Raw genomic sequence first — 11,056 nt, forward strand, 5'->3', positions numbered from 1 at the left:
CCTGTACGACGGCGACGCACTGTCCACGGACGGTCCCCCTCCACCATGACCAACCCGAAGATCATCCCACCCGGTCAGTCAACGTGACAGCACCCGATCAGGTGGGATCGAGCGGGGTGATGCCCGTTCCCGCGTACAGCTCGGGCTCGAGTGACAACACCGTGAGTGGCTCGCCCGCCTTGAGCGCCTGCCAGGCGATCGCCGCCGCGTGAGCCACCGGCCAGTCCACACTCGGCCAGTCCATCGCATCGACGGCGTGCGCCGTGCTGAAGGGGACGTTCTCCGCGAACCGCAGCGACGCGGCGTGCTGGCCCGCGCCGGCAACCTGACGCTCGGCAGCGAGGACGGACAGCGACGGGACCAGGACGCGACCGGTGCCGCGCGAGGCTTCGATGTACAGGCCGGTGAAGAACGGGTCCGCCCGGTACAGGGCGGTCAACGCGGTGTGGTCCAGGACGGCCGTCAGCTTCATGCGGCGGCGTCGCCCTGATGGGCGCGGATCTTCGCCCAGGCGTCCTGGCCCGCCTGCTGGACCTGCTCGGTGAACTCGATGCCGAGCTCCCGAGCGGCCTCGAGGGCGCGCTGCTCCCGCTCGGCGGCCGTGGGCTCGCGGGTAGCGAGCTCCTCCAGCAGCTCCGTGATGGTGGTGCCGCGCTCGTCGGCCAGGACGCGCAGTCGGTCGCGCACCTCTTCGCTGGTCTTGATGCTCGTCGGCTTGCTCATGCCGAGGATTCTACCGCCGGTAGAGCCAGACAGGCCTGCGGTTCCATCCGCCCGGTGCACCGAACCGGCCCGGGCGCACAGGAGCCGCGCGTGCCCCGCGCGTGTGCCGCGCGAATCGAGGGGCAGGGCCTCGCACAGCGCCGCCCGCGCGGCGTGGTGCTCGCCCCGGGCGGAGAACACCGACCCGATCTTGCAGGCGAGCCGGCCGGGCCGGTATCCCCGTGATGCGGCGCGCTCGTCCAGACGAACTCCCGGCCCTCCGGGCCGGCCGCGATGTCCGACAGGCCGGGCAGCGCGAGGACGACCGACCCTGGGCGCTTCGGACGCCTCGTCCGGCCCGGCAGCGGGCGTCCCTCGCTGGCAGTCGGTGTGCCCGGTGGAGACGCACCTGCGACGGCGGGGTGCCTCCCACCGCCGTGACCTTTTCATCGTGCCCGGCCCGGCCGAGGGGCGGGCCCAGGGGCTGCCTCAGGCCGGCTTGCGCCACACGGAGATGTGCTTCGCGGAGTCCTGGGTGAACGGCGCCCCGTCCCAGTCCGCGACGCGCCGCTCCAGCTCGAGCCCCGCGATCCGTGCCATCAGGTCGAGCTCCGCCGGCCACGCGTACCGGTGCCGGGAGCTGCCGCGGCGGTAGCGGCCGTCCTCGCCGTCGCGGGTGAGGTGGTGCGAGACCAGAATCTGCTCGACCAGGTCGAAGGTGTCGAAGCCGAGATGCCGCTCGGAGACGTCGAACGGCACCGCGACCTGCCCGGGCGGCAAAAACCGCAGCGGCGGCACGCCCAGCTCGATGACGAATCGGCCGCCGGGCGTCAGGTGACGGGCGGCGTTGCGGAAGCACTCGACCTGCTCGTCCTGGGTCAGCAGGTTCGTGATCGTGTTGTAGACGAGATAGACCAGGGTGAACTCGCCGGGGACGACGGTCGTGGCCATGTCCCCGATGGCGACCGGGAGCATGTCCTCGTCGATCTTGCGCCGCAGGACCGCTGCCATGTGCTCGGACAGTTCGATGCCCACCACGGGCACGCCGCGTTCCCGGAGCGGGACGCCCACTCGTCCGGTTCCGATGGCGAACTCCAGTGCCCGGCCGTCTCCGGCGAGTTCGGTGAGGAAGGCGAGAGCCGGTCCGAGAACGGCGGCCGAGGACATCTCGCTCTCCTCGGCGTCGTAGCGGTCGGCGGTCGCCCGGGTCCACAGCTCGCTGCTCGTCACGGGCGGCCACTTTGCCGGGCGCGGCGGGGCGCTGTCCATGTATTTACGACCTGTTCTCCGCCTGCGGCGCGGTGGCCGGGGCGTGCTGGGAGCCGCGCGGGTTCTTCGCGTGTGGCCAGGAAGCAAGCCCGCGCGGCCTTGGCCGAGCCGGACGCCGGCGAGGGGCCCGCCGGCGACGAGGCCGCGTGGCAGTACCCGCCGTTCATCCTGCTGCTCGACCCGCCGCTGTACGACGACGAACTGCGCGCCCTGATCGAATGAGTCGAAGGTGTTCTCGTGCCCGGCTACCTCGCCGAACCCAGCGCGGACGCCCGCTGGTGCCACCTGTGGTTCGAGCACCCGCCCGCCGTCGCCCGCCTCCACGCCTGCTGGCTCGCCAACAGACTCACCACGACAGTGACCACCGGCAGATAGGCGGCAAACACCCCAGCACAGGCCGACGCGATAGTGGAACCCCGCCCGCGCACTGCTTCCGTCCCCCTACTCGACACATTCAAGGAAATCCTCCCCGCCAGCACGGCATGCTGCGTTCGATTGAAAGTTCGAAGAGAGGTGCTACGCCTGCCAGGCAGCGGCTGAACGAGCGAACCTGACCCCCCTGCAATCTGTCCTGACCAGCTGATCAACGTCTGCCGCGCAGCGGGGGTACCTCAAAGGTGCTGGTTGCCGTGCCGACCCTTGCCCTGCTCACCCGGACCATCCAGCGCCGGCGGCAGGCCGGACGAACGGGCCTGACCCTCGGAGTGGGGCTGTCTGTCTCAAGGTGCCGCTGGTTCTGACGACGGATAACCTGACACACGGGCCGAATGTTTCATTTGCAACGAAGAGCCGCGACGACTACGGCGGCGCGTCCTCGCCGATGATGCCCGTGAGCGGGGGAGCCGGGCTTTGGTGGTCGTGCCCTACAGAGGGAACGCCATGGCCAACGAGGTACGCGCTGCGGATACTCCGCGGGAAGTGAAGGCGGGCAGGGGGCAGCCGCCACGGGAGCCGGTAACAGACCCCACCCTGGACATCGACGTCAAACCTGACGGGCAGGGGCCGCCGCCCCGCCACCGGCTGGTGACGATCGGCGACTCGCTCACGCACGGTTTCCAAAGCGGGGCGGTCTTCAACACCGACCTGTCATACCCGGCGATCATCGCCGACGAACTGGGCTGGGGCGGGCACTTCCGCTACCCCTGCTACCCCGGGTATGGGGGCCTGCCGCTCAACATTGAACTGCTGCTGCGTGAGTTGGAAGACCGCTTCGGCCAGGACCTCGACTGGTGGGAGATGCCCATTGCACTGTTCCAGGCCCGCCGGTTCATGGACGGTGCGGAGGACTACTGGGAGCGCGGGCCGGGCGCTGTCGTCCCCCGGACCACCGGCATCAACCACAACCTCTCGGTGTACGGCTGGGACCTGCGCGATGTCCTGGAGAGGACCGCGAAGACCTGCCAAGACGCCCTCCAGGCGCCCAAGGACAACTGGCTGCAGCAGGTCGTGGAGAACCACGGCGACCGCGCGGCCCTGCGAGTCCTGCCCTTCGACAGCGTCGACGGCAACGGGCGGCTGACGCTGCTGGACGCGGCACAGCGGCTCGGCAACGAGCGGGACGACGGCCAGGAGCACGGTATCGAGACCCTGATCGTCTTCCTCGGGGCCAACAACGCCCTGCAGGCGGTAACCCAACTGAAGGTGGTGTGGAGCGGCGAGGGATACAAGGACCTGCGCGGCAAGCGCCCGTACACGGTGTGGACTCCCCAGCACTTCCGGGAAGAACTAAAGGAACTCGCCGAGCGGGTGCGCGAGGTCAAAGCCCGTCACGTCATCTGGTGCACCGTGCCCCATGTCACCATCGCCCCGCTTGCCCGCGGCGTGGCGGGCAAGACCGAGCCCGGATCGAGGTACTTCCCGTACTACACCCGGCCGTGGATCAGCGACCGCGACTTCAATCCGCTCCTGCACCCGCACCTGACCGGCCAGCAGGCCGAGGACGTCGACCGGGCCATCGACCTGTACAACGACGCCATCACCGACCAGGTGCGCGCGGCACGGCAGGACGGCCGGGACTGGTACCTCATGGACACCGCCGGCCTGCTCGACCGGCTCGCCTCACGCCGCTACATCGAAGATCCCCTGGCCCGACCGGCCTGGTGGCAGCCCTACCCACTGCCCTCGCAGCTGCAGGCCCTGTCGCCGGAGCCGAACTCCCGCTTCCTGGCCAGCGACGGAACCCGGCGCACCGACGGGGGCCTGTTCTCCCTCGACGGCGTCCACCCCACCACCATCGGATACGGCATCCTCGCCCAGGAACTGATCACCATCATGCGCCGGGCCGGCGTGGAGTTCCGCCATGCCGACGGCAGCGTACGGCCGGATCCGGTCACCGTCGACTTCTCCCGCCTCATCCGCCGAGACAGCCTGATCAACCAGCCGCCCGGAAACCTCACCTCCGGCCTGGACGTCCTCGCCTGGGCCGAGCCCACCCTGAGCCTCGTGCAGCGCACCCTGTACTTCCGTTACTGACAGTGAGAATGTGACTGGTGGTTCTGCTGGTGAGCCTGACTCACTTACTGACTGACGTCATCGACTGTCCTGTTTAAGATTTGTCGGCTCATCGGCAGGGCCGCCACGCACGTGGCCGGACGGGCGTTTGTGACCTTATAGGAGCTTGGTCCAGAAGCCCCGTCACTGTCTTGTCCACCCGCCCGACCGGCGCGTGCCGCCCTCGGAACGGACACGCCACAAGGACGGACATGACCAGCATGACGCACGATGGCCCGCAGATCACCGGCGGAGTCGACACTCACGGCCTCACCCACCATGCCGCAGTGATCGACACAGTCGGTCGGCACCTGGCCGACCGGGAGTTCCCGGCCACCATCCGCGGCTACCGGGATCTGCTGGAGTGGATGCGCTCACACGGCGCGCTCGTCGCGGTGGGAGTGGAGGGCACCGGCGCCTACGGAGCCGAACTCGCCCGGGTGCTGACCGCAGCCGGCGTTGCCGTCGTCGACGTGGACCGCCCCGACCGCAAGACACGGCGGACGAAGGGCAAGTCCGACCCGATCGATGCCTATGCAGCCGCGACGGCCGTGTTGTCCGGGCGCGCCACCGGCATCCCCAAAAGCCGGGACGGCGTCGTCGAAGCGGTCCGCGTGTTGAGGGTCGCCCGCCGCAGCGCGATCAAGGCCCGCACCCAGGCGATGAACCAGATCCGAGCCCTACTGGTCTCGGCGCCCGCGTTGCTGCGCGAGCAGGTCGCTGTACTGGACCGGGCCATGTTGATACGCACCCTCGCCCGGCTGCGGCCCGGCGACGATCTGTCCCGCCCGCTGGCGGCGACCAGGGCCTCGCTGCGGCGGCTCGCCCGACGCCACCAGACACTCGACGCGGAGATCGCTGAGCTGGACGCCGAGATCGGCCCGCTGGTCAGGCAGGCCGCTCCCGCGCTGCTTGAGCTGTTCGGCGTCGGCCCCGAGACCGCCGGTCAACTGCTGGCCTCAGCCGGGGACAACCCCGAACGCATGCGTTCCGAGGGCGCGTTCGCGCACCTGGCCGGGGTCGCCCCGATCCCGGCCTCGTCCGGCCGCACCCACCGCCACCGCCTCAACCGCGGCGGCGACAGGGCCGCCAACAACGCCCTGCACACCATCGTCCTCACCCGCATGCGCTTCGACGAACGCACCCGCGCCTACGTCGAACGACGCACCAAGGAAGGACTGAACAAGAAGGACATCATGCGCTGCCTCAAGCGGTTCGTCGCCCGCGAGGTCTACCGCGCACTGACCACCACACCAGCGGAACGAATCGCTCAAACCGACCTCGCTCCAGCGGCTTGACAAGCATAGGAGCATCTTCGGCGCTTGGAGGTCAGGGCGGCAGGCCGAGTTTGGTCTCGGTCATGAAGCCGTCGAGTGTCGCGGGCCGGTACTGCAGGCTCTTGAGCCGGTTGCGGACCAGGGTTCCAGCCGGTCGACCGTCCCAGCGGTGAGATTGGCCAGCCTGCGCTTGCGCTGTGCCCACACCCCCTCCACCGAGTCCAGCTCGGGCGTATACGCGGGCAGGAGAAGGGCGGTCATTCACGGGCGGATCGCCACCAGTTGCTGCATCGCCTTCGAGACATGGGTGTTGAGCCGGCCCCAGACCAGGATGATCGGGGCCTTCAGCAGCTGGTGGACGCCGTCGACCAGCCGCATGCAGTCGGTCTCCGACAGGCTGCAGCGATCTCCTCGCGCAGTGCCTCGGTGTCCTGCCTGGTCCCATTGACCATGACGAGGAAGTCGTCCGCGCAGCGGACAAGCCTCCACGATGGCAGGTCCTTGGCCCGGCGTCGTTCGCGTCGGCTGCCGGTGGACAGCTCACCGCCGCTCTCCCATGCCCGTGCGCGACGCGGCCCCGGCTCACCCGGCTCCTCGCCGTGACCGAGCTGCGGTCCCGGGGTGCCCCGCAGGACCTCACGGAGCGTGCCGAACTCGTCGTCGCGGAGCTGGCCGCCCACGCCGTCCGCCACGGCCGCGTGCCCGGCCGCTGCTTCCGGCTGACGCTCGTCTTCGACCCGGCGGCCGTCTCCGCATCGAGGTCAGCGACGCCCGCGGGGACCTGTGCCCGCGACTTCCTCCGGCGGACGCCAAACCCGATGCACTCCCCATCGGCGGGCGCGGCCTGGCGCTCGTCGCTGCTCTCGCCGACCACTGGGGCACCGTCCCCGGCCCGCCCGGCGGCAAGACCGTCCGGGCCGAGCCCCTCGCCACCACGACCAGTGCGTGAGCACGCCGACGGGAGATGGGGGTACGGCCTCTTGTCAGGCGTTCTCGTCGTGGATTCGCGCCCCCAGGTCCTCCGCCCACTCCAGCGCCCACGCCTTGAGCTCTTCGATCTGCCGGGAGGTGAGCCCGTACGCGGTGTAGTCCTCGTCCTCGTACCAGTCCGCACCGGTGAGCCGGTCCCGGAGGTCCTCGAGGCTGAACTCGTCGTGGGCGCGGCGGCGGCCGAGGGTTTCGAGGTCGGCGGTGGAGCGGTGGCGGGAGGCGGCCTGGACGTCGATGAGGTCGCGGACGGTGCCGCGGTCGGCGAGGGCGCGGACCTTGGTGCCGATCACGTCGTCGAGGGAGAGGACGGGGCCGTAGGGGGTCTGGGCGGGCGGGGCCCAGAACGCCTCCTTGAGGACGTCGACCTCGCACTCCTCGCCGGTGTTCGGGTCGGTGACGAGGAACCGGCCGCTGAGCGGGTCGGTCTGGACGTGCGTGGTCCGCCAGCCGCGCGCGCTGAGGCCGGCCGTGAGGGCCGCGACGATCTCGTCCATCGGGGCGGGGTTCTCGGTGGCGACGTCGAGGTCGCGGCTGAAGCGTTCGACCAGGCCGTGGGCCTGCACGGCGTATCCGCCGGTGAGGACCAGAGGGTAGGGGGAGCCGAGGTCGAGGATGTCGGCGAGGAGACGCGCGTGGAGCGGGGTGAGCTTCACGCGGCGGTCGTGTCGGCCGGAGCGGTGCGGGGCAGCTCGGGGAAGGCGTCCTCCCAGACCTCGCGGATGTAGGGGCTGACCAGGCGGCGCAGCACGGGCCACTGCTCGGCCAGCAGCCGGTGGTGCAGGAAGGCCGCCAGGTCCTCGCGCAGGCCCTCGGCGAGGACGGTCCGGTAGAGCGTCATGCGGGACTTCGGACGGTCCAGGCTGTAGCTCGTGCGCCCGGACCAGACGATGTGCAGCGGCAGGTCCACATTGCCCTGGACGGGGCCGGCCAGCTCCTGCAGGCGCTCGGGCAGCCGGCTGCGGTAGCGGTGCCGCAGTACCTCGGCGCGGGGGGCGGTGGTCGTCGCGTCCATGTATCCAGTATCGCTGGTGCGGCTGCCGCCCCTTCTCAGCGGGCGGTGGTCAAGAGGAGCGCGGCCCCGGCGAAAGGCGGGTGCGCAGGCGGAGGGCGTCCGAGCCATTGGAGTTCTCTGCGCCAGAGGAGGTGCTGGGATGGCGGGCACCCGTGGCGGTGTCGTCCGCGGGGGTACGCGTGGAGGTCGAGGCGACACCCACCACCGAGGGATCACGCCCCTCGACTACGGCCAGGCCGTGCCCCTCGTCACCACCTGGGAGCAGCTGCGCGAGCGGGGCGAGGGCGTGACGGCGTGGCGGTGCCTGAGGCGCGACGGTGAACAGACGCTGACCGCCGCGCTCGACAACCCGACGGCGAGGTCCTCTACCGCCGCCAGACCGCCCGCGCCGACGCGGAAGAGGAGCAACACCGGGCCACGGAACGAGAGGTGTGGTGGCCGGTGTGCGCAACACTGTGCTCTCTGTTCGGCCACGTCCTCATTGTCCATTTACGGTCCGGCGGCTGAGCGTTAAGACGCCCGTTCGAGAAGAGCTGAACCGCGCCCGGCCGACATGGGCAGGCCCGACATCTCGTCTCGGAGGTAGGGGAACGAGCCTTCCAGCTCTTGCGGACTGGCCCAGCCTGTGGGCGTGGCCGGTCGCCACTGGCTGCGGCCGCAGACAGACCTGAGCGAGCGCGGAACTACCGTTCGAGCGAAGCCGGACAGTAACCGGTGTGCGGTCTGCAGAGCTGGTGGCCTGAACAGGCACCCTGCGCCGCCCGGCACCGCTTCTCACAAGATCGTTTGTCAGTGGTCGCCCCGAGCATGGTCCTCACCTGGACGGGATGACTCGGGGGAGGACCAGATGCCGTTCGTGCGGCCGTACGTGCGTTCCAATGGGACACCGGTACGCGGACACTTCCGATGGGCGCCGGGCGCCCGGCGGGAGCTCACCGTTCTCGCGCTGGCCGCCGTGGCCGTCGTAGGCCTCGGCAACAGCAACGGGGGAGCGGATGGCACCACCGGTCCGCGGACGAAGCCGACAGAGGGGCCGGCGGTGACCTATCCGATCCGCTTCGACCAGAATCCCGGCCGGGCCACGCCGCGCATGAGTGTGCCGTGGCCCACGGTGGCCTACCCCATCAAGCTCGCCACCCCCAAGAAGAAACCGGCACCGCCCGCACCGGCGGTCTCCTACCCGATCGACTTCTCCACCCTGGACGGTGGGCGATGAGCCGGCGCCCGCCCCCGCGCCGCAGCCCGGCCCGACGCCCCCGTCGCGGCCGCCGCCAGCAGCGGGACGACATGCAGTTGCTGGTCGTGGGGGTCGCCGCGGTGGCGGCCATCAGCCTCATGATCATGGTGGTCAACTGGCTGATCGCCCACTGGTGGGTCCTGCTGGCCGCTGCCCTGGTCCTGCTGCTGGGCGGTCTGGGCTGGTGGCAGCACCGTACCCGGCGCGCGCAGTGGCAGCAGGCCCGGGCGCGTGCCCTGCGCTACGGGCTGGCGCAGCTGGACGCGCTCACCCACCACCAGTTCGAGCACGCGATCCGGGACCTGATGCACCGCGACGGATGCGCAAACGCCGTCCAGGTCGGCGGCCGGGGCGACCTCGGCGCCGACGTCAAGGCCACCGATCCCTACGGCCGGCGCTGGGTCATCCAGTGCAAGCACCGCAGAGCCGGCAACCGGGGCGCGGCCGTGGGCACGCCCGCGCTGCAGGTCCTCAACGGCACGGGCCGCCCCGTCCACCAAGCAGACGTCGTCGTCCTGGTCACCAACGGCCGCATCACCCAGCCCGGCCGCGCCTTCGCCCGACAGCAGCGCCTCCATCTCGTCGACCGCCACGTCCTGGCGCAGTGGGCGGCCGGCTCACGCCCCTTGTGGGAACTGCTGGGTGCGGTGCCCCCGCCGCGACGGCCGACAGCCCGATCGTAGAAATAGCTGCCGCCGAACCCGCCGTGTCTTCCATGACGTGACGGGCTCTGCCTACTCGGCTCAGTACGTCGGTTCCTGTGGGCACCAGTGCCCACAGGTCAGATCGGCGCCTGCGTCGTCGTGCGGCTGTACCGCCGTGCTCCCCCCCTGCCACCATCAGGACCGTGACGGAGACACAGGCAGCGCTGTACGCCGCAGCGGTTGGCGCGCTCTCTGCGCTCGTAGTCGGGTGCATAGCCGGTTGGGCAGCGCTTCGGCAGACAGCGAAGACCGCAGAAGCCCAACGAAAACAAGCCGACTGGCAACTTCGCAGCGAGGACTACGCCAACTTCGTCCGGGCCATGTTTCGCTTCCGCGCTTCCGTAGGCCATGCTGCGAAGACATCGCAGCTCACTGCGGATCTCGCGAACGAGGTGCGCGCTCAATACGCGGATCTCGCCAACGTCGCAGCAACGCTCAGTATGCGCATCGCCGCAGATCCGGTAATGGACGCCATGATCGGCCTGGTGAACTGCGCCTATGCTCTGCACTCGCGGGTCACCGACCGCCGACAGCTTTACCTGCCCTCACGTGATGCCGCGATGGATAGATTGCTCGAACAATTCGAGGACGCTGAATTGGCTGTACGTAATGCCTTTCGCGACGATCTGTGGGGAGGGAAGCCTCTGCGGCACAGCAGGCCTGCGGGAACTTCGACCGATCTTTAGGCCGGTTTCGTTCCGATGTCTCGGCCCTCGGCTCCCGTTCTCGTTGCCGAAAACAGGCCCAGTCCCCCTGACACGAGTTGCCCGTCAGTGCTGGGTGTGGCAGTTCGGGTCGGCGCAGCCGTCGGCTAGCCTCCGTGTTTCGGTTCACGTCGGCTGATCCGAGGTGGTCTTCGTGTCGGAGGTCGCGGGGCTGCCGTCGGGCGTTGGGCGTGCCGAGGGCCCGGCGCGATGGCCGGTTGCTCCTTGGGTCCTCGGGTCGTGGGTGGTCAGGGGCTGCTTTGTCTGTCAGGTGGCCGGTCGGGGTAGTGCCACCAGGCGGCTGAACGCCGTGGTCAGTTCGTGGCGCCAGGGCCAGGTGGCTGCGATCCGCAGGCGTAGGCGGCGGGCTCCGCGCGTGATCCGGGCGGCAGTGTGGAGGAGGCGGTAGCGGAGCTTCTTGGGCTCGGCGGTGGCCAACTCGCCGTCCAGCAGCAGGGTTCGTACCCAGGCCAGCAGGTCGATCGCGGCCAGGGAAAGCTCCAGCCAGACCTGGTTGATGGCGAAGTGGCGGGAGGGGAAGCGGCCGAAGCCTGTGGTCTTGCCGCAGCGGATGTAGTCCTCGACCCGGGCGTGAGCGCGGTGGCGGACCTCCAGGTACTGGATCGAGCCGCCGCCGGCGACGGGCGTGTCGGTGAGGAAGACCTGGTGGC

General features: G+C 70.0%; 14 protein-coding genes and 1 pseudogene. 8 read left to right on the forward strand and 7 right to left on the reverse strand.

What is annotated here, in order from left to right; genetic code table 11:
- Positions 1 to 97 precede the first annotated feature (97 nt).
- The 3 genes from AB0I73_RS38285 to AB0I73_RS38295 all read right to left on the reverse strand — a co-directional run bounded on the left by AB0I73_RS38285 (position 98) and on the right by AB0I73_RS38295 (position 1,932).
- Positions 98 to 472 (reverse strand): PIN domain-containing protein, encoded by a 375-nt coding sequence (locus AB0I73_RS38285; protein ID WP_363045021.1) that lies wholly within the window; start codon positions 470 to 472, stop codon positions 98 to 100.
- On the reverse strand, positions 469 to 723 hold the full coding sequence (locus tag AB0I73_RS38290; RefSeq protein WP_363045022.1) for a hypothetical protein: 255 nt from the start codon (positions 721 to 723) through the stop codon (positions 469 to 471). Before AB0I73_RS38290 ends, AB0I73_RS38285 begins: the two co-directional genes overlap by 4 nt.
- A gap of 468 nt (positions 724 to 1,191) precedes the next feature.
- Positions 1,192 to 1,932, reverse strand: coding sequence for a class I SAM-dependent methyltransferase (locus AB0I73_RS38295; RefSeq protein ID WP_363045023.1), 741 nt, complete (start codon positions 1,930 to 1,932; stop codon positions 1,192 to 1,194).
- A gap of 111 nt (positions 1,933 to 2,043) precedes the next feature.
- Between AB0I73_RS38295 and AB0I73_RS38300 the strand changes: the two genes are divergently transcribed.
- From AB0I73_RS38300 to AB0I73_RS38315, 4 genes are all read left to right on the forward strand, one after another.
- Entirely contained in the window at positions 2,044 to 2,193 is a 150-nt protein-coding gene (locus AB0I73_RS38300; protein ID WP_363045024.1) for a hypothetical protein, read from the forward strand.
- Between the two features lie 15 nt (positions 2,194 to 2,208).
- Complete coding sequence (locus tag AB0I73_RS38305) at positions 2,209 to 2,346, forward strand: DUF4913 domain-containing protein (RefSeq protein ID WP_363045025.1); 138 nt, start codon at positions 2,209 to 2,211, stop codon at positions 2,344 to 2,346.
- 504 nt (positions 2,347 to 2,850) lie between these two features.
- Entirely contained in the window at positions 2,851 to 4,443 is a 1,593-nt protein-coding gene (locus AB0I73_RS38310; protein ID WP_363045026.1) for a hypothetical protein, read from the forward strand.
- Positions 4,444 to 4,682: 239 nt separating this feature from the next.
- The gene (locus AB0I73_RS38315) at positions 4,683 to 5,759 is read left to right on the forward strand and encodes an IS110 family transposase (protein WP_363045034.1); all 1,077 of its coding nucleotides are present in this window, start codon (positions 4,683 to 4,685) and stop codon (positions 5,757 to 5,759) included.
- A 31-nt stretch (positions 5,760 to 5,790) separates the two neighbouring features.
- Here the strand turns inward: AB0I73_RS38315 and AB0I73_RS38320 are convergent, their stop codons facing one another.
- A complete protein-coding gene (locus tag AB0I73_RS38320) occupies positions 5,791 to 5,943 on the reverse strand; it encodes a hypothetical protein (RefSeq protein ID WP_363045027.1) in 153 nt (50 codons plus the stop codon).
- Between the two features lie 394 nt (positions 5,944 to 6,337).
- Between AB0I73_RS38320 and AB0I73_RS38325 the strand changes: the two are divergent.
- Positions 6,338 to 6,687: pseudogene (locus AB0I73_RS38325) on the forward strand (ATP-binding protein).
- A gap of 34 nt (positions 6,688 to 6,721) precedes the next feature.
- Here the strand turns inward: AB0I73_RS38325 and AB0I73_RS38330 are convergent.
- Positions 6,722 to 7,381 carry a nucleotidyl transferase AbiEii/AbiGii toxin family protein gene (locus tag AB0I73_RS38330; protein WP_363045028.1) on the reverse strand — a complete coding sequence of 220 codons (660 nt, stop codon included), beginning with the start codon at positions 7,379 to 7,381 and terminating at the stop codon, positions 6,722 to 6,724.
- Complete coding sequence (locus AB0I73_RS38335; RefSeq protein WP_363045029.1) at positions 7,378 to 7,740, reverse strand: hypothetical protein; 363 nt, start codon at positions 7,738 to 7,740, stop codon at positions 7,378 to 7,380. Before AB0I73_RS38335 ends, AB0I73_RS38330 begins: the two co-directional genes overlap by 4 nt.
- An 847-nt stretch (positions 7,741 to 8,587) precedes the next feature.
- Here AB0I73_RS38335 and AB0I73_RS38340 point away from each other — a divergent pair.
- From AB0I73_RS38340 to AB0I73_RS38350, 3 genes are all read left to right on the forward strand, one after another.
- Entirely contained in the window at positions 8,588 to 8,956 is a 369-nt protein-coding gene (locus AB0I73_RS38340) for a hypothetical protein (RefSeq protein WP_363045030.1), read from the forward strand.
- Complete coding sequence (locus AB0I73_RS38345; RefSeq protein ID WP_363045031.1) at positions 8,953 to 9,660, forward strand: restriction endonuclease; 708 nt, start codon at positions 8,953 to 8,955, stop codon at positions 9,658 to 9,660. The genes AB0I73_RS38340 and AB0I73_RS38345 overlap by 4 nt, the downstream gene beginning before the upstream one ends.
- Positions 9,661 to 9,824: 164 nt before the next feature.
- A complete protein-coding gene (locus AB0I73_RS38350) occupies positions 9,825 to 10,367 on the forward strand; it encodes a hypothetical protein (RefSeq protein WP_363045032.1) in 543 nt (180 codons plus the stop codon).
- A 285-nt stretch (positions 10,368 to 10,652) separates the two neighbouring features.
- On the opposite strand, the gene AB0I73_RS38355 is transcribed toward AB0I73_RS38350, so the two are convergent.
- Positions 10,653 to 11,056, reverse strand: a 404-nt coding sequence (locus tag AB0I73_RS38355) for a transposase (protein WP_363045033.1), incomplete at its 5' end; no start/stop codon positions are given.

It is taken from the genome of Streptomyces sp. NPDC050388, from assembly GCF_040655635.1.
In the GTDB taxonomy this organism is placed as follows: Bacteria; Actinomycetota; Actinomycetes; order Streptomycetales; family Streptomycetaceae; genus Streptomyces.

Bases quoted from the DNA above. Each gene is read 5' to 3' on its own strand.
- AB0I73_RS38290 (WP_363045022.1), bottom strand. From the start codon at position 723: ATGAGCAAGCCGACGAGCATCAAGACCAGCGAAGAGGTGCGCGACCGA.
- AB0I73_RS38340 (WP_363045030.1), top strand. From the start codon at position 8,588: ATGCCGTTCGTGCGGCCGTACGTGCGTTCCAATGGGACACCGGTACGC.
- AB0I73_RS38335 (WP_363045029.1), bottom strand. From the start codon at position 7,740: ATGGACGCGACGACCACCGCCCCCCGCGCCGAGGTACTGCGGCACCGC.
- AB0I73_RS38315 (WP_363045034.1), top strand. From the start codon at position 4,683: ATGACGCACGATGGCCCGCAGATCACCGGCGGAGTCGACACTCACGGC.
- AB0I73_RS38345 (WP_363045031.1), top strand. From the start codon at position 8,953: ATGAGCCGGCGCCCGCCCCCGCGCCGCAGCCCGGCCCGACGCCCCCGT.
- AB0I73_RS38285 (WP_363045021.1), bottom strand. From the start codon at position 472: ATGAAGCTGACGGCCGTCCTGGACCACACCGCGTTGACCGCCCTGTAC.
- AB0I73_RS38310 (WP_363045026.1), top strand. From the start codon at position 2,851: ATGGCCAACGAGGTACGCGCTGCGGATACTCCGCGGGAAGTGAAGGCG.